Annotated in this window: 19 protein-coding genes and 1 tRNA gene; 2 read left to right on the top strand and 18 right to left on the bottom strand. The window is 47.2% G+C overall.

What is annotated here, in order from left to right:
• Position 1: 1 nt before the first annotated feature.
• From AC6I3O_RS00725 to AC6I3O_RS00665, 13 genes are all read right to left on the bottom strand, one after another.
• The gene (locus AC6I3O_RS00725) at positions 2-1639 is read right to left on the bottom strand and encodes a DUF4091 domain-containing protein (protein ID WP_497849343.1); all 1638 of its coding nucleotides are present in this window, start codon (positions 1637-1639) and stop codon (positions 2-4) included.
• A gap of 40 nt (positions 1640-1679) precedes the next feature.
• On the bottom strand, positions 1680-2501 hold the full coding sequence (locus AC6I3O_RS00720; protein ID WP_497849342.1) for a carbohydrate ABC transporter permease: 822 nt from the start codon (positions 2499-2501) through the stop codon (positions 1680-1682).
• Between the two features lies 1 nt (position 2502).
• A complete protein-coding gene (locus AC6I3O_RS00715) occupies positions 2503-3381 on the bottom strand; it encodes a carbohydrate ABC transporter permease (RefSeq protein ID WP_497849341.1) in 879 nt (292 codons plus the stop codon).
• Between the two features lie 93 nt (positions 3382-3474).
• Positions 3475-4743 carry an ABC transporter substrate-binding protein gene (locus AC6I3O_RS00710; RefSeq protein WP_497849340.1) on the bottom strand — a complete coding sequence of 423 codons (1269 nt, stop codon included), beginning with the start codon at positions 4741-4743 and terminating at the stop codon, positions 3475-3477.
• Positions 4744-4985: 242 nt separating this feature from the next.
• Positions 4986-6593 (bottom strand): ATP-binding cassette domain-containing protein, encoded by a 1608-nt coding sequence (locus AC6I3O_RS00705; protein ID WP_497849339.1) that lies wholly within the window; start codon positions 6591-6593, stop codon positions 4986-4988.
• An 11-nt stretch (positions 6594-6604) separates the two neighbouring features.
• Positions 6605-7546: an alpha/beta fold hydrolase gene (locus AC6I3O_RS00700; protein WP_497849338.1), complete on the bottom strand. Its 942-nt coding sequence runs from the start codon at positions 7544-7546 to the stop codon at positions 6605-6607.
• Positions 7547-7548: 2 nt separating this feature from the next.
• Positions 7549-8919, bottom strand: coding sequence for a citrate/2-methylcitrate synthase (locus AC6I3O_RS00695; RefSeq protein WP_497849337.1), 1371 nt, complete (start codon positions 8917-8919; stop codon positions 7549-7551).
• Positions 8920-8941: 22 nt separating this feature from the next.
• Positions 8942-9829 (bottom strand): 16S rRNA (adenine(1518)-N(6)/adenine(1519)-N(6))-dimethyltransferase RsmA, encoded by an 888-nt coding sequence (rsmA, locus tag AC6I3O_RS00690; RefSeq protein ID WP_497849336.1) that lies wholly within the window; start codon positions 9827-9829, stop codon positions 8942-8944.
• A 111-nt stretch (positions 9830-9940) separates the two neighbouring features.
• Positions 9941-11452: an extracellular solute-binding protein gene (locus tag AC6I3O_RS00685; protein WP_497849335.1), complete on the bottom strand. Its 1512-nt coding sequence runs from the start codon at positions 11450-11452 to the stop codon at positions 9941-9943.
• Positions 11449-12249 carry an ABC transporter permease gene (locus tag AC6I3O_RS00680; RefSeq protein ID WP_497849334.1) on the bottom strand — a complete coding sequence of 267 codons (801 nt, stop codon included), beginning with the start codon at positions 12247-12249 and terminating at the stop codon, positions 11449-11451. The genes AC6I3O_RS00685 and AC6I3O_RS00680 overlap by 4 nt, the downstream gene beginning before the upstream one ends.
• Positions 12249-13043, bottom strand: a complete 795-nt coding sequence (locus AC6I3O_RS00675; RefSeq protein WP_497849333.1) for an ABC transporter permease — start codon at positions 13041-13043, stop codon at positions 12249-12251. Before AC6I3O_RS00675 ends, AC6I3O_RS00680 begins: the two co-directional genes overlap by 1 nt.
• Positions 13044-13054: 11 nt before the next feature.
• Positions 13055-14494 carry an ABC transporter ATP-binding protein gene (locus tag AC6I3O_RS00670; protein WP_497849332.1) on the bottom strand — a complete coding sequence of 480 codons (1440 nt, stop codon included), beginning with the start codon at positions 14492-14494 and terminating at the stop codon, positions 13055-13057.
• A gap of 80 nt (positions 14495-14574) precedes the next feature.
• Positions 14575-15132 (bottom strand): helix-turn-helix domain-containing protein, encoded by a 558-nt coding sequence (locus tag AC6I3O_RS00665; protein WP_497849331.1) that lies wholly within the window; start codon positions 15130-15132, stop codon positions 14575-14577.
• Positions 15133-15450: 318 nt separating this feature from the next.
• Between AC6I3O_RS00665 and AC6I3O_RS00660 the strand changes: the two genes are divergently transcribed.
• Positions 15451-17274 carry a LysM peptidoglycan-binding domain-containing protein gene (locus AC6I3O_RS00660; protein WP_497849330.1) on the top strand — a complete coding sequence of 608 codons (1824 nt, stop codon included), beginning with the start codon at positions 15451-15453 and terminating at the stop codon, positions 17272-17274.
• Positions 17275-17369: 95 nt separating this feature from the next.
• Here the strand turns inward: AC6I3O_RS00660 and AC6I3O_RS00655 are convergent, their stop codons facing one another.
• The 5 genes from AC6I3O_RS00655 to AC6I3O_RS00635 all read right to left on the bottom strand — a co-directional run bounded on the left by AC6I3O_RS00655 (position 17370) and on the right by AC6I3O_RS00635 (position 22141).
• Positions 17370-18611: an aminopeptidase P N-terminal domain-containing protein gene (locus tag AC6I3O_RS00655; RefSeq protein ID WP_497849329.1), complete on the bottom strand. Its 1242-nt coding sequence runs from the start codon at positions 18609-18611 to the stop codon at positions 17370-17372.
• A 99-nt stretch (positions 18612-18710) separates the two neighbouring features.
• Positions 18711-19382: an RpnC/YadD family protein gene (locus AC6I3O_RS00650; protein WP_497849328.1), complete on the bottom strand. Its 672-nt coding sequence runs from the start codon at positions 19380-19382 to the stop codon at positions 18711-18713.
• 189 nt (positions 19383-19571) lie between these two features.
• Positions 19572-19644 (bottom strand) — tRNA-Lys (locus AC6I3O_RS00645).
• A 325-nt stretch (positions 19645-19969) separates the two neighbouring features.
• Positions 19970-21757, bottom strand: a complete 1788-nt coding sequence (locus AC6I3O_RS00640) for a hypothetical protein (protein WP_497849327.1) — start codon at positions 21755-21757, stop codon at positions 19970-19972.
• Between the two features lie 219 nt (positions 21758-21976).
• Positions 21977-22141 carry a hypothetical protein gene (locus tag AC6I3O_RS00635; RefSeq protein WP_497849326.1) on the bottom strand — a complete coding sequence of 55 codons (165 nt, stop codon included), beginning with the start codon at positions 22139-22141 and terminating at the stop codon, positions 21977-21979.
• A 46-nt stretch (positions 22142-22187) separates the two neighbouring features.
• Between AC6I3O_RS00635 and AC6I3O_RS00630 the strand changes: the two genes are divergently transcribed.
• Positions 22188-22763 carry a DUF6512 family protein gene (locus tag AC6I3O_RS00630; protein ID WP_497849325.1) on the top strand — a complete coding sequence of 192 codons (576 nt, stop codon included), beginning with the start codon at positions 22188-22190 and terminating at the stop codon, positions 22761-22763.
• The last annotated feature ends 4 nt before the right edge of the window (positions 22764-22767 follow it).

Raw genomic sequence — 22767 nt, 5'->3', positions numbered from 1 at the left:
ATTATGGCAAGGCGTCCTTAATCGCCTGATTCACCTTCTTACGGAGTCCCAGCAAATAATCCTCATCCTGCGGATATTCATCGAAAGTGACCGTCTCTTCATCAATCAGCTCCAGCACCTTCTCCCTTCCTGCCAGCTTCTCCAACGCCAGAAACGCACAATAATCCGACATCGCCTCATCCATCAGCATCTGTCTCACAGAACCTTCCGGTCTTCCGTCCTTCCCCGGATATACAAGGAACGGATCTCCGGACGGGAACGCCCCGCCTGCATCCGTACAGCGGTAAGGGTCGATTGGATAGAGGGAATGCTCCGAGTTATAGAAATTATATCCCCAATGCAGGAATCCGTCCAGCCGATACTTATACAACTGCACCCCAAGGATACGCGTCCTGCATCCCGGCAGCACGATGAACCGGTTCGTCACATCCACGCACTGCGCCGTACAGTAATAGCCCCAGAGCTTCTCCGGACGTTCCTCAAGAAACGGCTGAATATGATTTACGGCACAAACCGGCTGCCGCACCAGCCCCTCCTTGTAGAAATCATAGTCTGACAAGGCATCCATCACCTGAAAACCTTCCAAATCCTTTGCCACGCCTTCCCACGCATTGCGGAAATTCTCCATATGCTCCTTCTCTGGCTCGTCCGATATATGGAAGTACGTCCTACCTTCAATCCCCAGCTCCTTCAACTCTTCTTTCAGCGCAGTAAGGAACTGATGCAGGAAATCCCGATACTCTTCTCCTGCTGAATCCGTATCCCATCCGAAAATCTGCTGATAGGTTCCATCCTTGACCGCCATTACCTTGGGAGCCGCCTTCGCGCCCCACTGGCTGAACAGATGGGAAATCTCGAAGTATTCAATCCCGCAGCCAGAAGCCATGCGAACCCATTTCCGGAAATTCCCGAACTCAAAATGATACTTTCCTTCCGTAACCGTAACATCCACAAGCTGTACCGTGCGGCGTTCTCCTCCAATCGCCGTGTCAAGGGGCGGCGTGAACACGGGGGTCAGCAACATATTGCACTTATGCTTTGCCGCTGACCGGACAAATTCCTCCACAATCTCCCAGAATCTATCGGAAAATACCTCTGCCTGATAATAATCTGCCAGACAATCACTGTGGAACCACTCCGTATACGGAATCGGCAGCTTGGGAAGCCGAACGCCCAGAACCTCGCAAGTAATCTCCGGCTCACAGAGAACCTCACCGTCTTTTTCAAGCCTAAGCTTTACAGGATATTCCCCTGCCTCCACCGTATCGTCCGGTTCCACGTCAACCCACAGGCACCTCCACTGTCCGGATACTAACGGGAATCCCAGTTTTGGAACCTCGCTGAGCCAATCCGGGTACATCCCCGGCTCCACGGCAAGATATCCCTCATCCCGCTTCATATGGCACGGGTACTCACATGGCACTAAATTGACCATACGGACATGCACCTTGTCCTTAATCGGGGACAGCACAGACACGCTGCCCCTTTCCTTTCTATCTCCCCCCCAGTAATATGCAATCTGGAATGACATCGTTTCCCCATTAAGGCCTGTCAGCCGCTTTTCTTCCAAATCTTTTCCATTCTCCCCGTCTGGAAATACTTTACACATAGACGATACGATCTTATATTGAAATTCCATAACAACCTCTCTTTCTTATCCGCAAATCTTTATCTGTATTTTATCCCTTCACTCCGCTTAATGCAATACCTTCCACGAACTGCTTCTGCAAAAAGATATACAGAACAAACGGGAACATGAAGGATACCGCCGCGCCTGCCATAATCAGCCCATAGTTCGTCTGGTACTGGGTCTTGAGCAGCGACAGCGCTACCGTCAGCGTATACATATCGGAATCCGTCGTAGACACCAATGGCCACAGGAAATCATTCCATGATGAAACGAATGTGAATACCACCAAGGATATCAGCACCGGCTTAATCAACGGGATTACGATCTGGATAAATATCCTGTACTCCGGGCATCCGTCTACCTTCGCCGCCTCTAACAGCTCGTCCGGCACACTGGACATGAACTGGCGGATCAGGAACACACCGAATGCGTTCAGAATCAGGACCACCAGTGAGAAATATGTATTCAGCACGCCCATTTTCCTCATGATAATGAATACAGGAATCATCGTAACCTGTCCGGGAATCATCAGCGTGGCAAGATAGACCTTGAAAATCTTCTCTTTCCCGGGGAAATTCTTCTTCTCGAACCCATAGGCAGCCATGGAGGAAATAATACAGTTGAACAGACAGGAGCTGATTACTACGATCAAACTGTTGGTCAGCGCCCTTAAAAATCCACTCTTGCCAAATACATAGGAATAATTCGTAAAATCAGTAAAATCAATTTCGTCAAAATGCAGCATCAGCGTCGTAGACTGAGTAAATGACATAATCATCATATAGATGAACGGGGCGATACAGATAATGGCGAAAAGCACCATGACCAGCATCCCAAGTACAGACAATGGCGTCCAGGATTTCTTCTTCATCTTATCTCGCCTCCTTCTCTTTGAACAACAGGTTCTCTAATCCATTAATGATCAGAACGATTACCAACAGAACCATCGCCATGGCGCACGCATATCCCATCTTGTACTGCTTAAACGCCGCATTATAGATAGCCATAACGATTGTGACCGTAGACCTTCCCGGGCCTCCGCCGGTCATCTGGTAGGACAGGTCGAACACCTGGAATGACCAGATAATCCCCAGCGTAACGACCAGATAGGTAATCGGCTTTAACATGGGCATCGTAATCTTGAAAAACTGCTGGATGTTTGTCGCGCCATCAACACGGGCCGCCTCATAGAGATCTTTTGAAATGCCCATGATACCCGCATAGTAAATAACCAGGAAATATCCTACATTCTTCCAGATTGCTACGATACAGATACTAATCAGCGCCGTCTTGGTACTTCCGAGCCAGTTCACGGGACTGATGTGGAATACGCCCAACAGGTTATTCAGAAGCCCTCCGTCCGTATTCAGGATGATTCTCCAAATTGTACCTGCCGTCACTGCAGAAGCAATGACCGGAATGAACATGATACTTCTTAAAAAACCTCCCGTCTTATTCTGCATCTTATAGGCAAGAAACGCCGCAAAGACCAGAGACAGGATTGTCTGAATCGGAACCGTGATTACTACATATGCAAGCGTATTCTTAATCGCATCCGCCACATACGCATCCTTAAAAATCTTCGCATAGTTCTCAAGCCCCGCAAATGTTGGATCATTCATGACATTATAATTGGTAAAGCTGAAATACCCGGACATGAAGATTGGTAAAACGCTAAAACATGCTATCAGGATAAAACTCGGCAATATATAGATAACTCCCTGAAGCGCTTCTTTTTTCTTCCTGTTCACACTCTCACTCCTTCCTTATTTATAATCGGAAGAACCAGATTACCCGATTCTTCCGATTATAGCTGTACATATCATTCAGTTTCAATCCGAGGATTATTTCAGGTTCGTATCGTAATAATCCGTCGTTTCTTTTAACACTTCTTCCGGCGTCATCTCGCCAAGCATCATAGACTGCAGGTTCTTGAACAGCGTATCATACATGGAACTTGCCCCCTTAAATACCGGAAGCGACTGGAAGTTGTCCGCATAGTCCGTGAACAGGGTCGCATATCTCTCATCGCCTGAATATTCCTCATCTTTGGAAATCGGCGGCTGTTCGCTTACTCTCTTATGGAAGTCCGACATTACCTCTGAGCTTGTGATATATTTCATTAACTTCGCAGCAAGTTCTTTGTTCTCGCATTTCTCGAACATAACCAGTGAATCGGCCGCAACGAATGTCTTCGCATCCTTCGGTCCCTGAAGCACAGGTTCAAAGTCCCAATTTACTCCGTCACATTTTAACAGGTTACTTGATGCTACCATGACCATAGCTGCGGAACCGTTCTTAAACGCTTCTACCGTATCGTCGTTGGACGTGCATGAATCTGGCAGGATTCCATCCTCCCTGAGCCCCTGTAAGAACTGGGTCGCTTCAAGTCCCGCATCGGTATCAATCGTAAGATTGCCATCCGCATCTACAATCTCACCGCCGGCGCTCCAGAAATATGGCCAGTAAATTTCATTCAGAGAACCATAGTGCGGGCTTCCCCAATCCTGAATTAACGGCGCTACATCCGGTTTCTTTTCTTTCACCGCTTCACACGTACTTACCAGCTCGTCCCACGTAGTCGGTACTTTCTCGACTCCGGCCTCTTTTAGGATATCCATATTCGCCGCCAGGATTCTCGGATTCCCTACGACTACCGGAAGCGCATACTGTCCTCCCTGAATGTTGCCCAGATTATAATAAATGTAATTCTCTTTCTCTTCGTCTGAGAAATACTGGTCTACATCTACCAGCGCCCCCATGTCAATATAGTCATAGAACATCTCCATATACATATATCCAACATCCGGGCCGTCGTCTGATGTTGTCCCGGTCAGGTATTTCTCCTCATAGCTGTCCCACGGAACAATCTCCACGCTGACTTCACAGTCATTCTCTTCTCCAAAAGTTTTTACCTTTTCTGTCCAGAATTCCTCATCCGTAATCTCTCCGTCTGCAGATGCAAAGGTCGGCATCCAAAGGTTCAGCTTCTCACCCTTTCCTGAACCGCCTGAGCCTGAATCCCCTGACCCCGAGTCCTTAGAACCACATCCGCTAAGCAGGCCAGCCATCATGCCTGTAACAAGCAACGCCGCTACAACTCTTCTCTTCATTTTTTTCCTCCTTACAATTATTGTGCAAATTTACAGATTATAATAATATTTCATCTGTATTTATTGTTAATTATATAGGATTTTTGAGTTTTTCTCTTCATAGGATTATCCGATAATTACATATAATCATCCGAGTTGTTTACAAAAACTTTATTATTTGTGTACACAAAAAGAAAATGGCAGCAAAATACGCGCCCGGCCTAAGCCGTGACGCGTACATCATTTTGAATCCTGTTTTCTTTTTACAATTCAATCCGCTTCGTGAAAGGTATATCCTCATTCTCTGCATGACTGATAATAAATATAATGGCATCCTTCCGCATTTCTACCAGATTCTTCTTTAACTGAATCAGGTGTGCTTTTGCCTCTGCATCCAGCCCTGCCTCAAGCTCATCTAAAATCAGTACAGATACATTCTGTGAACCGAGTAAAAGCCGCATCATCAGGAGCTTCTTGCGCTGTCCCCCTGACATGGACAGACCGTTGTTGGCAATCTCCGTTACCGAAGCATCTAACTGCACTTTCTCACGGACACATTGCAGTTCTTCTCCGCTGACCGGACGGTTCAACATTGCTTCCATATAGTTATGAACCGTATCATTTAAGAAAATCTCATCCTGGCTAATATAAAAAATTTCATTTTTCAGAGAATCCGATGAAACTTCCCTCCCCGGGATTCCGTTAAGAAGGATATTTCCCTCAGTCGGCCGGAGAAGCCCGGTCAAGAGCTTCACAAAGGTAGACTTACCGCTTCCATTCGCACCGGAAATCCGGACAATATCTCCCTGCCGGAATTGATAATTCTTTTCTTCAAAAATCTTCTGCTGTGTTCCGCGATAGGAAAACCCTACATTCCGAAACTCAATCTCCCGGATCTGACCGATTCTCTCCCCGGTATCCGGCCTATCCAGCTCTAAAATGCGGTCAATATTTTCATATGCAGGAAGCAGCTTTATGAGCGAGTACACAAGCGACTCAATATTCTGGCTTGTAGCAAGAATCAAATCCACGACGCAAAGATAGAATACAAGGTCTGCCGCCGAAGACTCCCCTGCCGTCATAGACAAAAACGCTGCAATCGCGAAGGAAACAATCTGGTGAAACTGTGAAATCACATTCCTTAGGAATATAAGCGCCGTGTCGCTCTTCAAGGAAGTCTGAATAAAATTCTGTAGGCTTTCCTTCATTTTCCCCACTGAATATGTATCCAGATGGTTCGTCTTCGTCAGCTCCATCCGGTCCACATACTCGTTCAGCGTCTCGTTATCCTCCTTCATCTTCAAATTCACCCGGCGGGATGCATTGGCAATCGGTCTCCTTGAAAGGTAGGAAATCCCGAACCCGGCGGCCGCAGCAACCATAAGCACAATGGAAAGCTGCCAGTTCACGCTTGCGGAAACTCCGAAGAACACGAACAGCAGAAATGTATTCGCCGCAATCTGAATCCCGAAACAGGCTACGGAACTATAGACGTTCAGGGTATCCATGTATAATATATTTTTTATTTTCTCTTTTCCAACTGAGAGCAGCTCTTCATAATCACCTCTGCTGATAGCGGCATAGAGCTTTTCCCGCACTTCCAGAAGAATCTTGCCGCCGAGCCTGTCCAGATATTTCATCCAGATTACGTCTATAACGTTATAGAGCAAGAGAACCGCGCAGTAAATAAGCACGCACACTGTCAGGAATAATACGGACTGCCGTACTGTCACCTCGGAAATCATCTTACGCATGGCAAGAGGGATGCTTGCCTGCAGCATCGTCAGAAACAAAATCATTCCCAAACCCTGTACCAAAAATGCCTTATGCCTTATAATGCTTTTTCGGATAAAGTTAAAATATTTCTTCATGGCTGATTTCTTTATCTTCCTTTGCTCATCCTGACACACCGCTCACACCAGACATACAAATCCTCATACACCTGTTCCCGGATTGTCTCATTCAGAATCTCATGCCGCCCTCCTGCGTACAGCTTCACAGCAACCTTCTGCATTCCCGAAGACTTGTATTTCTTGTACACCTTCATGACGTTCTTGCCGAACGCCCCTACCGGGTCGTCGGCGCCGGCGGTAAAGAGAACCGGCAAGTCCCTTGGAATCCGCGCCATACTTTCTGGGCGAGCCAGTACCTTCATTCCCTCAAACATCTGGTAATATCCGCCAACCGTAAACCGGAACATACACAGCGGATCTTCCACATACTTTCTGCAAAGTTCCGAATCCGACGTGACCCATTCCCTGCCCGTCTCGCCCGGCTCAAATCTCTTATTAAAACTTCCGAAGCTTAGATTGTCCACAAATTTGCTGCGGTATTTCCATCCCTTGAACCAAGCGGTCACACGGCATACCAACTGCCCCGCTTCCAGTACGGCCATGGGCTGGTATCCTGTCCCCATGATCACCACGCCTGCAAGGCCGTCCCCATGCTCGGTCAAATACTGCCTTAAAAGGAAAGACCCCATGCTGTGTCCAAGCATCAGATACGGTACGCCGGGATACTTCTTTGAAGTAATCATGCGGAGCTGATGAATGTCCCCGATTACGCACTGATTCCCGTTCTTCTTAGGAAAATAACCATATTCCGTCTCATCCTTCACAGACTTGCCATGCCCTAAATGGTCATGCCCTGTCACATAATACCCTTGCCTGCACAGATATTCGGCAAATTCATGGTAACGCTCAATATATTCCACCATCCCATGGCAGATTTGAAGCACTCCCTTAGGCGCATCCTCCGGCAGCCACTCCACGGCATGAATCTGTGTCTTCCCATCTCTGGAAAGATAGTAAAATTCCTTCTTCATCTCTATCTGTCTTCCATCCTTATATAATCTCTATGCTCAGCCAGCGGCTTATAAGCCGGGCGGATAATCTTGTCAACGTTCCTTAACTCTTCCAATCTGTGGGCGCTCCATCCTACGATACGCGCCGCCGCAAAAATCGGCGTATACAATGCCGGAGGCAGGTCAAGCATACTGTACACCAGGCCGCTGTAAAAGTCCACATTAGCATTGACGCCCTTGTAAATCTTCCGCTTCTCGGCAATCACCTTCGGAGCCATATTCTCCACCATCTCGTAGAGCGCATACTCTTCCTCGCAGCCTTTCTCCTGGGCCAGCTGCTTTACAAACACCTTGAAGATATCCGCTCTCGGGTCAGATACGGAGTAGATTGCATGTCCCATTCCATAAATCAATCCCTTCTGGTCAAACGCCCTCTTCTCCAGAAGGTCACAGAGATACCGGCGTACCTCTTCCTCATCCTTCCAGTCTTTCACAACCTGCTTCATATTCTCAAACATCTGCGTCACCTTGATATTGGCGCCGCCGTGCTTGGGACCTTTCAGGGACGCAAGAGCCGCCGCAATCGTAGAATATGTATCCGTCCCGGAGGATGTGACAACATGGGTCGTAAACGTGGAATTGTTACCGCCGCCGTGATCCATATGAAGCACCAGCGCCATATCCAGAATCTTCGCCTCAAGCTCTGTATACTTCCGGTCTTCCCTTAACATCATCAGGATATTCTCAGCCGTAGACAATTCCTGAGACGGCGCATAGATGAATAAATCCTCGCCCAGACGGTAATTGTATGCATGATATCCATACACCATCAGCATCGGGAACTCGCTGATCAGGTTCAGGCACTGCCGAAGCACATTGGGAATCGACGTATCATCTGCTTTGTCATCATAAGAGTACAGGTTGAGGATGGAACGCGACAGGCTGATCATCATGTCCCGGCTCGGCGCCTTCATGATTACATCCCTGACAAAAGTCGGGGGCAAGGTACGCCGCTCAACCAGCGTATCATGGAATACCTCAAGCTCCTTCGCATCCGGCAGCTCCCCAAATAACAGGAGATACGCAATCTCCTCAAAGCCGAAATGCTTATCCTCAAGGAAACCTTTCACCAAATCCTTGATATTATATCCCCGGTAATACAGATTCCCTGCACAAGGAACCTCCACCCCATCGACAAGCTTCTTCGCGCATACATCTGAAACGTTCGTAAGTCCCGCAAGCACACCTTTCCCGTTCAGGTCGCGAAGTCCCCTCTTTACATCGTATTTTGTATACAATTCCTTATCAATCTCATTATTCTGGTCACATAACCGGGCAAAATGTTCAATCTCCGGCGTCACCTCGAACAGGGAAAACTCCTTCTTTTTATCCATACAAACCTCTCCTTTCTCACAGTTACTTTCGTATCGCTCCACAAGAATTCGCCAGATAATTACTCAACTTTGCAAACTCTTCCAATGTCAAAGACTCCCCTCTGACACTGGCGCCCTTGCCTAACCTTTCAATCGCCTCCATGATGATTTCCTTTGGAAAATCCAACCTGTCCGAGTTTTTCAGCCCATTTGCAAGGGTCTTCCTCCGCTGGTTAAATGAAGCGCGGATAATATCGAACAGAAGCCTCTCGTCTGCAACATCCACCGGAGGATGTTCATGACAAGTCAGCCGTATCACGGCAGAGCCAACCTTAGGTCTTGGTATAAAACAATTCGGCGGCACATTCGCCACAATATACGGGCTGGCATAATACTGTACAGCCAGCGACAGCGCGCCGTAGTCCTTGTTCCCCGGTCCGGTCTGCATCCGGTCCGCAACTTCTTTCTGCACCATAACGGTAATACTCTCAATCGGCACATGCTCCTCGAACAGTCCCATGATGATGGGCGTCGTAATATAATACGGGAGGTTCGCCACCACCTTCACGGGCTTCCCTCCATTTTCCTCTTCCACGAGCCTTGGGATGTCCAATTTCAAGACATCCTCATTGATAATCCTGACATTCCCATATCCCCCAAGCGTCTCTGAAAGGATTGGAATCAGGTTCTTATCAATCTCCACAGCTACGACCTTTCCTGCCGCCTTTGCAAGATACTGTGTCATCGTCCCGATTCCCGGACCGACCTCCAGCACCATATCATCTTCATGAATGTCTGCCGCACGGATAATCTTCTCTAGCACATGGGTATCAATCAGAAAATTCTGACCAAACTTCTTCTGAAATGAAAAATTATACTTCTGCAGAATCTCTATGGTATTCTGCGGAATTCCTAAGACTGGCTTATACATATATGTCTCCCGAATTGTGGTAATGAACATTATTATACATTATTTTCCGTTTGATGAACATAGAAAAAAGATTAAATTATGATTAAGAAAATGGTAAGGGAAGGCCATCCCTTACCGCTTCACCTTCCGCACCCCGAGTACCATCAGAATACCTATCACTATCCCGGCAATCCCCCACGCCCATACCGGCACGTCATGGATATTATAACACCGGACATTGATCCACATCTGGTTAATCGCCCTATTCTGTTCCTCATCAAAACACACCATCAGCGAAGACCTCTCCATCGCTTCTCCCGTAGGATACTGTGCAAACAACTGCCGGTACACCTGATCCGACGGCGCCGTGATCACATAATCCTCCCCGGCTTCCTTTGCAAAGAAATATCCCAAATCATAATCCGTCGTATCTTTTTCATCCTCCCCGGCTCCATAACAATAGTCTGCATATTCAAATACACGAATATCGTCTCCGCCGGAAATCACGGAAGTATACCCAACATAATACATATTCCGAATTACATTGTCCGCCCTGGAAATAAAATTAATGAACGCCTCCGCAGCATGCTGCTTCACAGCATCCCCTTGAATCCCACTTTTTAGCATCACCCATCCGTCAAAATAAACGTTGGTAGCCTCCTTGGGAACGGCAAACGCAAGGGCAATCCCATCTTCATCTGCCTGATCCATCGTATACACTCCGTCGCCGGACCACTGGTAATTTGCCGCCACCTTCCCCGTGACCATATCCGCTTTACCGGAATCCGTCTCGAAGGAATACGCGTTATCCTTCACATCTTGCAGATACTCCTGCGCCCTGGTAATGGTTTCCTCGGATGTGTCGTTCATCTCCTCCTCCAGACGCTTCTGATAATCCGGCGCGCTGATAAATTCCTCCGAAGTCAAAAGCTCCGACTTAATCGCGCCGATTGCCGCAAAATAAGAATCCCTGACATTATCCTTAATCGTAATCTTTCTCTGATATGCGGGGTCATTCAGGATCTTCCAGCTTGCGGCATCCTCCTCACTGACCAGCTCCGGATTATACACGATCCCGGTAATCCCCCACATATACCCCGCCGCATAGTCCCCCCAGGGCTTGCCGTCAATCTCATTTTTTTCAAAGATCTCTTTAATGTAAGGAGAAACACCGTTAATATAGTAGTTATTTTGATTGGAGGCGTCAAAAAATTCCTCCGACAAGGGCACGAGCTGATTTTCCGTCATTAATTTCATAATCATATACTCCGACGGGCATACCAGGTCGTAGGTGTCTCCCAACGTCAGCATATTGTACAGGTCTTCATTCGTCCCAAATGTAGAATATTCAATCTTCACCCGAATCCCGTATGTCTCATAGTACCATTCTGCAAAATCATCCATCATGGAATTCTCACCGATAATATCCCCGCTGTCAAGCCCTATCGTCTCATCCTCATCCCAATCCCCAAGGTCAATATACTCTTCCCAGTTGCAGATTCGCAGGGTAACTTCTTTGGCACTGTCCTTGCCTCCGCTGCCTGCCGCATTGACCGTCATAGAGACAGAAGAAGCTAAGATAAACAGAATTCCCGCTATACCTGCGGCCATATTTTTCACGGAACACATTTGACTCACCTTCATACCGCCTTCCTTTCCTGCTCCGCCCCTACGGCACGGAGATTCATCACCAGAGAAAATATTACCACCAGTAGGAAAATCACAGTTGACAGCGCCCACAAGGCTGTTTTAATCGTAGTCTGGGCGCCTTTTGTCGCATTTACCACGTAGGTACTGATTGTGTCGAATGTGGCAGGTTTTGTATAAGTCGCCACAAAATAATCATCCAGTGACAGCGTTACCGCCATAGCGAACCCAGACAGGATTCCCGGAAAAATCTGCGGAATCACCACTCTTGTCAGCGCAACCAACGGAGTCGCCCCCAAATCCAGCGCCGCCTCGTAGATACTGGAATCCATCTGCTTGAGTTTCGGAATCACGGATAAAAATACAAACGGCGCACAGAGGGTCACATGCCCCACTACCAGCGGAATAAAGGTATCCTTACTGACACCGAACACCACCACCAACAGAATGCAGATAGAGAATCCCGTCACCACATCCGCATTTACCACCGGCACCTGATTCATCGTCATAATCGCCGCAGCCATCTTCTTTTTGGAATAGAAGGAACCGATTGCCCCAATCGTTCCAAGGAATGTGGCAATCACAGCCGAGCCAAGGGCAAGCGCCACCGTCCCGATAATCATATGCACCAATTCTGGCGTAGTAAAAAGCGTCACATAATTACGCAGAGAGAATCCACGGATTGCCCCAATATTCGCAGCATCCGTAAAACTGTACACCGCCAGCACCAAAATCGGCAGGTACAAAAACAAAAGGACAATGATAATGATCATCCATTTCCACGCTTTTCTCATTACAGCAGCGCACCTCCTCTCGTATTCTCCTCTTCCATCCCGCCGGAAAGCAGCGTGAACAGACAGATGATTCCCAGAAGGATCAGCGCAATCATAGAACCTCCGTTCCAGTTATACGCCGCAAAATAGCTTCCAATCAAGCTGCCCATAATGTAAGTGCTGTTGTACAGCATATCCAGCACCACATAATTGGTCATAGCCGGCAGAAAGACCATGGATACGCCGCTTAAAATCCCCGGCAGCGACAGCGGCAGCGTTACCTTCAAAAACGTCTGCGCCTCTCCGGCTCCCAAATCCCGCGCCGCCTCAAGCAGCGCCCCGTCAAGCTTCGAGATTGTCGTGTAAATCGGCAGAATCATAAACGGCAGGAAGTCATAGCTCATGCCAAGCACCGTATTGAGAAACGGGTGGTATGCCAGATTCCCCTCAAGCCATGTAAGGATTTCCTTCAGCGCAGTGATGCGCAGAGAAAAATTAATCCACATGGGCATTATGAAAATCAGCACAATCACCGTCTTCCCCTTCATCCTCCCTGTCGCAAGGACGTATGCCAACGGATAAGCAAGCAGCAGGCACACGATGGTCGTAACCATTGCAATGCCGAAACTGTAGCAGAGCGTCCCAAGCGTATTCGGATCGGAAAAAAATCCCGTCAGATTTTGGATGGTAAACTGCCCCTGTCCATCCGTAAACGCATAGTAAAGCAGCACGATCAAAGGCGCAACAACAAAAAGCGCCAGAAAAAGCGCATATGGAATTCCCAGATATCTTCTGGAAAATGTACGTTTCCTCATGTATCCGCCTCCTACTTCTTCACCGTAAATATCATCTTATCCACAGGCATCAGCAAACCGACCTGGTCCTCCATATTCCACAGATACTCGTCATTTACCACAAAATCCTGCTCCAAATCCGTGTGTATAACATAACTGTAGTGGTCGCCCTTGTAGATTAAGTTGCTGATATACCCTTGCACCAGCCCTTCGTCCTGATCGTCCGTCAGCTCAATATCCTGAGGCTTGATAGAAATCTTAATCCGCACCTTCTTAGGGTCAAGCTCAAGCCCTCTGGCATCCACCCAGCTTCCGTCTTCCGACATGGAGCTTCCCTTGACAATATCCGTCAGGCTGACATCCAGAACCGTGCCGTTGTACTCCAATTCATAATTCTTATTAATCTCCGCCGCAAAAATATTCGTATGGTCTTCCGCAATCATGACATGGATGTTGTCGGGTTCCACCTGCACCCCGACGCGGTCTCCCACCTTAGCAGAATGGACAGACTGGGCAACAATCTCATTTTTCCCGGACTCCACAGTAATCTCATAATGCATTCCTTTGAAGATTACAGAAGTCACAGTCCCCCGTATCCTTCCCTGTTCAGGCGCAGTCAAATTCACATCCTCCGGGCGTACCACGGCCGTAATGTGGGTTCCCTCCTCAATGTCGTCCACGCAAGGAAACTCCCCGCCGCAGAACCTTACCTTTAGTTTCCCTGTCATAATGCCGTTGAAAATGTTACTGTCCCCGATAAAGTCTGCCACAAACGCATTAATCGGCTCATTGTAGATATCCTCCGGCGTACCAATCTGCTGCATCTTCCCTTCCGACATGACCACAATCTTATCCGACATGGTCAGGGCTTCCTCCTGATCATGGGTCACGTAGATAAATGTAATGCCAAGCTCCCGGTGCATTTCCTTTAGCTCTAGCTGCATCTCCTTACGCATTTTTAAGTCCAGCGCCCCTAACGGTTCATCGAGCAGGAGAATCTGCGGCTCGTTGACCACCGCACGGGCAATTGCCACCCTCTGCTGCTGCCCGCCAGACAGCGTGTCAATACTGCGGTTCTCGAACCCTTCCAGATCCACCAGCTCCAGCACCTTCTTTACCTTCTTTGCAATCGCCTTCTCCGGCGTCTTCTTCTGCCTAAGCCCAAAGGCAATATTTTCATAGATGTTCATATGCGGAAATAATGCGTACCGCTGGAATACCGTATTGATCGGTCTTTTGTTCGGAGGCAGGCTGGTAATCGGCGTGCCGTTCAGCAGAATCTCTCCTTCTGTCGGGATATCGAACCCAGCAATCATCCGCAGCGTCGTCGTCTTCCCGCACCCGGAAGGCCCAAGAAATGTGATGAATTCCCCCTGCTTCACCTCAAGATTAAAGTCGGACACAGCCGTATAGCCGTCCTCGTAAGTCTTGGTAATATGTTTTAACTCAATAATATTCGTCGTCTGTCCCATCTTCATCCCCCAACTTCTATATATAATATGAACCCTCTTCTTCTCAGCCCTCCTGCAACGGTCTGCTATAGATCTGCTTTTCAAAATGTAGGCGGAGTGCTGACCCATATAAATTTCGCCGGCCTGCTGCCCGGATTCTCAATCCGGTGTTTCCGCTTTGCCGGATAGAAGAAGCTCTCCCCGGCTTTTACCGTATAGACCGCGTCCCCCAAATGCAGCTTAATCCTTCCTGACATCAAATACCCGAACTCCTCCCCGTCATGAGGCTTATCCTCCTCCAACGTCTGGTGAGGCTGGATTACCACCAACAGCGGCTCCATATGGTACTTCTGGGCAGTGGGGACAATCCACTGGATGCTGTTTCCCGCATCGTCCACCTTCTCAAAAAATCCCTCTTCCGAGAATACGACCCGTTCTTCTTCCGTCTCTTTGAAAAACTCAGAGGCAGTCGTCCCCAGACACTCAATCAGGTCAAGGAGCGTCACAATGGATGGGGATACCTGCCCCCGCTCCAACTGTGAGATAAATCCCTTGGTCAGCTCTGTCCTGTCGGCGAGCTCCTGCTGCGTCAGACCGTTCCGGTTCCTCAAATCCTTGATTTTGTTCCCAATGTGTTCATTCACATATTCCAGTTCCATAAAATGCTCCTCTGCTTCCTGCAAGAAATTATTCCTAAACCAAAAATATTCTTTTACTAAACTCATGCGCTGAATTAATTATACTCTTATTAAACTTTTTGTCAATTATAAATGTGATTGATTTCTATTCTTTTTATCCTTCCTAAAGAACTATTTTCTAATTTTCTATTCGACAAATTCTATCATTTAACGACCGCTGATTTTTTTCTATCTTTACACATGAATAGCAGGTTTTTCACGCAATTCCTCAACAATTTCTATATATTTTCATATTCTATATGATATAAGGACATATGGAAACAGGAGGGCATAAAGCCTATGGCTATCGGACATTTACTTATACAGGCGCGAACCGCCGACGGAGCAGTCCCCTTAACCGGCGCACAAGTCAGGATTACGGACACGAACTCCAACACGCTCTATGTACTTACAACGGACGAAAACGGGGAAACACCCGTGGTTTCACTTGAAACTGTCGATAAAAGCTTCTCACAGACTCCATACTATAATGGGCTGCCTTTTACAAGCTACTCCGTGCTTGCGCAAAGCTTTGGCTTCGATTCCCTGTTCGTTACGGATATTCCTATTTTTGACGGGCAAACTGCCGTCCTGCCAATCGTACTTACCCCCATGCGAAAGACACAGCGGCAGCCCGTTACAAGAGAGATTTCCATCGGGAAACCTGCCGTTGCCATGCGGGATACCAGTGAACAGGAAGGAACCTATATGGAACCACGCATTCTGCGCCAAGTCGTAATCCCAGACCCGATTACGGTACATCTGGGGACACCCAGTTCTAATGCGCCGAACGTTCAGGTATCTTTTCCGGAATATGTAAAAAATGTGGCGAGTAGCGAAATCTATCCCACCTGGCCGGAAGCGTCCCTCACCGCAAATATTTACGCGATTATTACGTTTGCACTGAACAGAATCTATACCGAATGGTATCGAAGCAGAGGTTACAATTTCGACATTACCAACAGCACAGCTTACGACCAGTATTTCGTGCAGGGACGCCCAATTTATGACTCTATCAGCAGAATTGTGGACAGAATTTTCAACGAGTATGTACGGAGGAAGGGACATAAGGCGCCTTATTTCACCTCCTTCTGCAACGGGACGACTGCCACCTGCCAGGGCTTATCCCAATGGGGGACTGTGACGCTGGCAAATCAGGGGCTTACGCCGATACAGATTCTCCGTTCTTATTATCCGAGCGATATAGAGATTGCAGAGACAGACATTGTTACAGGCATCCTGTCCTCCTACCCGGGGACACCGCTTAGGGTCGGCAGTACAGGGCTTGACGTCCAGACCATACAGACTTATCTGAACCGTATCCGCAGAAATTACCCGGCAATCCCTGCCATTACAGATGAGGCAGGAGTGTTTCAGGACAGCACAAGGGCGGCCGTAACAAAGTTTCAGAGTGTTTTTAATCTTACCCCGGATGGCATTGTGGGAAAATCTACTTGGTATAAGATTTCCAGCCTGTATACGGCTGTTACAAGACTGGCGGAACTAGACAGCGAGGGCGGCTCCCTTGGAATCGGAACCGTTCCCCCAAGCAGCATACTACGGCAAGGCTCCTCCGGGCCGGACGTAATTACGCTGCAATATCTTCTGGATTTCATTTCAGAATACTATCCGGAGATTCCAGGGCTTGCCCAGGATGGCATCTTCGGCAGCGGGACACGGCAGTCAGTTATTGCTTTCCAACAGGCTATGGGATTAAATGCCGACGGCGTGGTGGGACCGCTTACGTGGAAGGCACTGTACGACACTTATCAGGGGATTCTTCAGAATGTGCCGCCGCAGATACCGGATGAATCCGACACATTCCAGTATACCGTTCAGCCTGGGGATACGCTGTGGCTTCTCTCAAGGCGGTACGGGACTACGGTTGAAGCAATCAAACGGCTGAACGGACTGACGGGGGATATGCTGTATATCGGGCAAGTGCTGCGGATTCCTGTTTCACAGACAGGAGGGTATCGGGAGTATACCGTGCAGGCAGGGGATAGCCTGTGGCTGCTGGCACGGAGGTTCGGGACTACGGTTGAAGAGATTATGCGGCTGAATGGGCTGACCAGTGATTTGATTGATGTGGGGCAGGTTCTTAGGATTCCTTATGGAGATTAGACGCTGAGGATTTGGTGCAAAAAGACTGCCAGCGATTGACGGCTTGCCATACACGGCTTCCCTAAATTGCTGACAGTCTCTTCTTTATCCCTTTTCTATTTCATAATCCCCTCAATCTCTTCCACCGTCCTTGGAATATCCGCCGACAGATTCCGGCATCCATTTTCCGTAATCAGGCAATTATCCTCCAACCGGAACCCAATTCCCCACTCTTCGTGGTAAATCCCGATATCCACACAGAACACCATGCCTGGCGCAGTCATAGCATCCCGCGCCGCTACCATATCATGCACATCGAAACCGATATGGTGTGCGCCGCCATGCCACATATAAGTCCCAATCTCATCAAATGACTTACATACCCCGGCTTCCCTAAGCTGCCCGAAATTATATTCCTTTATCATCTTATCCACATCCATCATAGGAATTCCCGGCTTCAAGATTCCAAACATATGCTGCGAAGTCCGATACGCACACTCATACAACAATTTCTGCCGTTCCGTATACTTCCCGTTACAAGGCCAAGCCCTTGAAACATCCGTCACCAGATAGTCCCACCGGACGCCCACATCATTCAACACAATATCCCCGTCCTGTGCCTGCCCCCGGTAGCTGTCATAGTGGATACAGAAATTATTCTTCCCGGCGCTGATAATCGATGAGAATCCCGGTTCCAATACTCCATACTGAGCCAGCGCATAATCATACTCTGCCTTATACTGGTATTCATACATTCCCGGCCTTGAGTGTTCCATCATTGCCACGATGCCCGCCTTTGTAATCCGCTCCGCTTGTTCTAACGCCTTTATCTCACATGCTTTTTTAATCAGGCGCATTTCCTTTAAAATCGGCAGCGAATTTTTCACCTTCATCTGCGGATATCCGGTCATTATGTACTGCCGCATCCAGTCCGCTCCGTTCCAATTCCTGCGGTCTTCTTTGTGGTCAAGATCAAGGTAAATCGTTTGGATATGGTTCTTCCGGATCATTTCCGCAAGGTACGCCTGCCACTCGTCAACATACGCGATATCCTTCATCCCGGATCTTCCCGCTGCATCATCCGGCTTAATCCGGGCTCCGTTCCACCGCTCCGCAAACGCATCCGGCGCAAGGATGAACAACTTCTCTGTAAAGCTGTCCCCATCCTTGTAAAGCATCAATATGCTATCCCTCTGCTCGATTCCTGTTAAATAGACAAAATTCCGGCTTGCATAGAACGGATAATCGTCGTCCGCTGATTTCCGTAAGGTTTCACCGCTCAGGAAAACTGCCAGCTCCCCCGTCTCCATGTGTTCCGCAAATACTCTTCTGTTCTCCGCATAAAATAAAGCTTCCATAATCTTCTGTCTCCTTTTTTATATTTTTCCTAAGACATAAAAAACCACCGCCCCCGGAGTTCTCAAAAGCCTCCAAAAACAGTGATTTTCAAGTGCCGCCTACACAAATTGCTTTCCATATTGCTCCAAGTAGGCTGCCGCTGTTTCTAAGGACAATCCAATTTTTTCCTGCAGCCTTTTTAAAATAGCCGCGTCGTCCAAACCAAACTCCTGCCCCATTTCAATAATTTCTTCCGCTTTTCCAGCCTCCCTTCCTTTACGAACCAACTTTTCAGATGCTGTCTCAATGACTGTCCCGCCCATAATATTCACCAGCCTTTCTTCACTTTTATTTCCATTTGTAATATGGGTAATAATGGTATTTACAAATCCCATGAGATCTATCATCTCATCATCTGCTAATTCCCCTTTTTTATGCAGCCGAACCATTTCATTTCTAAGATATTCTAAATCTCCTGCAACATTCTCTATATTATTTTCCGAAGTAATATCTTTTTCATACCTGGCAATATAAAAAGGAATATAGGGAAACAATCTCTTTTCAACAATACGTTCCTTTGTAAATTCCTCCAGAATTACATTTTCAGACACATAATTCACTTCCTGTCCATCTGGAAATGTAAATGTAATCCTTGTTGCTTTCGGTGTTTTTTCTGTTCTTTTGATATAAATAACCGAAAATCTCGGCATTGGAATGGTTGCCTGGCCAATATCCCATGCTGCAAATTGCCTGGCAACAATAAATGCATACTCCGCAATTCTGATTGCCATGGAACCGTCATCATAACCATATTCTCTTTATCCTTTCACAACTTTTCCGGTTAAAAAGGTAAGATATCTTACCCTATTATATCGTTAATTTCCTTTTCTGACAACCCAAAAGAACTTTTCGCTATTTCCACACAAAAAAACCACCGCCCCCGGAGTTCTCAAAAGCCTCCAAAAACAGTGATTTTCAAGTGCGCGATCAGGGGCTCGAACCCTGGACACCCTGATTAAGAGTCAGGTGCTCTACCAACTGAGCTAATCGCGCTTAATTCTTAATTTTCTTTTATTATTTCCTTAACACGAATGCTATTATATAACAGATTTTACGGAAATGCAAGAGGTTTTTTCAATTTTTTTCATATTTTTTAATTTTTCTTATTAAACGACCTTTTTCTTATTCTAAGCCAAAAATTTCCCAATACTCTAGTACAGAATTCACCGTTAATTATGCAATACTAGGATTTTATCAAGATAATTGCCCTCGGATGTAAAACAGGACAATGTTCCCATTCCTGTTTTACATCCTAAGACAATATTCCACACGGTTACACTATGCCTTACCGGAAGATAGCACGCCTGCTATACGGTTTTCATTCTGCTATCTGCTCTGCAATCTCACGCAGCGTCCGATCTATATTATTTCCATGGACATACAAGATCTTCTGCCCCTTCTTCCTTTCATTCATGATCTTATAGTACAACCCATGCTTCAAGATATCTGTATTTACAATGATATATTTTTTATTATGGAGCACAGCCGGATCAAAATTCATATAATCCGATGCCAGAAATTGGCTGCCCGGCAGGCGTCTGCGAAGCTTCTTCTGCCAATTCCGGTGGCCTCCGATTACAATACTCCGCTCCAGTCTTCCGGCATCGAACATCCCCTCAAAATTCCTGATGCCTTCCGCGCCCACCTTGCTTACTCCTGCCCCTCCGGATTCCCCCCAGTTACAGGCGGCACAGGAAACCTCTTGGGATTCCCCTTTTCTCCGTGAGATAGCCTCCCGCAGTCTGGCAAGCTCCTCCTTCTCCTCTTCACGCCGCTCTTCATTCTTCCTGCTTTCCCGCTTCATGCGCTCCATCTCACACTTTGCCTCGGCAAGCTCCATTTCCCGCTCCTTCTTCTGCCGCTCCAGAGTACAGATTCTCTCCTCCATACGTTTCCTCTCGTATTCCAGATTCTTGACTGCACTTTCCTCACAAGACTTCCGATACTGAATCTCCTCTGGAATCTCATTCTCATACATCGCCTCAATCTGCTGGATATATTTACACAGCGTGGCAAGCAAGAGTATCTGCTTGTACCGTTCCCAATCCTTCTCTTCAAAAATGGTACATAGCATCTCTGCCTCCCATTTTTCCAGCGATATCCCATACAACGCCCGCGTCTCCATGCCGAAAATGTTCAGTAAGTCTTCCAGCCTTTCCCATCTGCCGCACATTTCCTGGTTTTTCTTTTCCAAAAAATCGCTCACATAGTATGCCCCTGGCTCCCAGTGCTCCCGCAAAAACTTTCGGAAAATCCGTTTCCCCTCAGCCATGTCAACATCCTTCTCTTTAGGGCACAGCCGCCTGTCCTCGTAGACCTTCAACATGCAAACCACCTGACAGAACTGATAATCCTCAAGCCTCGGTATCCCTAAATCCTCAGCAATCACCATCTCTATCACCATCTGGGATAAAATCAGCTCCACCATCGTATCTTTTTCCATAAGCTCCTCGAACTGTTTCCCTTCCAGATAGTCAAGTTTCTTAACCACATTCTTCAACGGCTTATACCCGGCGTAAATGATACCCATAACCATCCGGTACTTCTCCTCCGACTCTTCCTCCCTAAGGAGAAGCAACAGACCCACCGCCAGTTTTGCAGCCTTTCTCTCATCCAGCAGAAACTTCCGCAGAAATCTTTCCGCCTGATATTCCGAGCCGTGAAATGCCTCCAGGCATTCTTTCTCACATCCCGTCACAGACTCAAGCAGCATACTCCGGCAACGGCTGTTCCTGACAACCGCATAAGCAATAAAGGGAACCACGTCAATCCCCATCTCCTTCTTATGCATGATCCTTATTGGTTCCAGAAGCCTCTGGTGAATATCCGACAGTTTCCCAAATCTTCCATCCGTAAGTTTTTCTCCGAACACCTCCTCATAAATCCGCTCCCTTTTCTCCTCGTTCAGCTCCACTCTCAGCGCAAAAACCCCGCTTTTCTCCTCTTCTTCCAGTGTATAGAGCTTCTTCCCACACTCTTCCATAACTGCCGGGCTCTCCATCATTTTCGATGCCAGTGCAGGTGTCTGCATGCACATGTCCACAAACGCAGCCTTCGTATTCACCTTACAGCGCAGCCCGTTAAATAGTATCATATCTCTATCCATTTTTAATCCTCCTAAAACCCTTCCTTTCCGAACCTTCTTTCCTGAACCTGTGAATCTACTGCAATCATAGGCATCCCTCCCTTGCATACGCAACAAACTTACCTGACTTTGAAATAATCTGGCGAACCGCCAAAGATAAAAAATGAAAATCTTAGAATACATGAATCTCATATACACATTTCATTTGATGTGTTTCATTCTACCACAGCTTTTCTTTGGTCACAAGAAAAACCGTTCGACAAATTTCGCATACACACTCTGCATGTTGCCTTCCACACCCACGCCAATCACACCGCTGATTGGTGTGGAATTAATCCAGTTACATGGCCAAAGGGACTGCCCCTCGCCGAAGATGACTTTAAATGGGCAAACTTTCTCACTCATAATTCCCTCATAACCGGCATATAATGAAAAGAAGAGGTGTCTATCTATGAAAAATGCAAAAATAAGATTATCCCTAAAAAAAACGGCTTTCGGTATTCTCAGAAAAAGCCTGAATATTAAAAAATATATTGCCCGCCCGGACAGGCCCTATGCCGTTGCCGCAATCTTACTTGGATTCCTGAACCATTTTCTGTACCAACTGTCCAATGGCTCACCTTTTGCCGCACTTTTCTGCCCGGTTAATGAGTCCGTCTGGGAGCATTTGAAACTTATATTCTTCCCAATCCTTTTTGTATCTATCGCAGAATACCTAAGATACCGCCCGGAAGCCGTCCGGTTCTTTTACTACCGTTTTCTTGCTTCCCTATGCGCAATGGCGGCAACCGTTACACTGTTCTACACCTATACCGGAATTACAGGAAATAATTTCCTTGTAATGGATATCTTAATCTTTATTATCAGCATCCTTTTTGGATTTTATATGGACGCATTTTTCTATCGGAAAAGCCTGCGGAAAAAATCACAGACAACAACATTTTCGTTGTGGGTTGCCGTATCTCTGTCCTACTTTGTATTCACATGCTTCCCGCCCGACATCCCGCTCTTCTTCTCGATGCCTTAACGGG

The organism is Sporofaciens sp. St.21A7 (genome assembly GCF_059728535.1).
The sequence above is the reverse complement of the archived record's forward strand: the minus strand, read 5'-3'. Positions and strand labels throughout refer to the sequence as shown.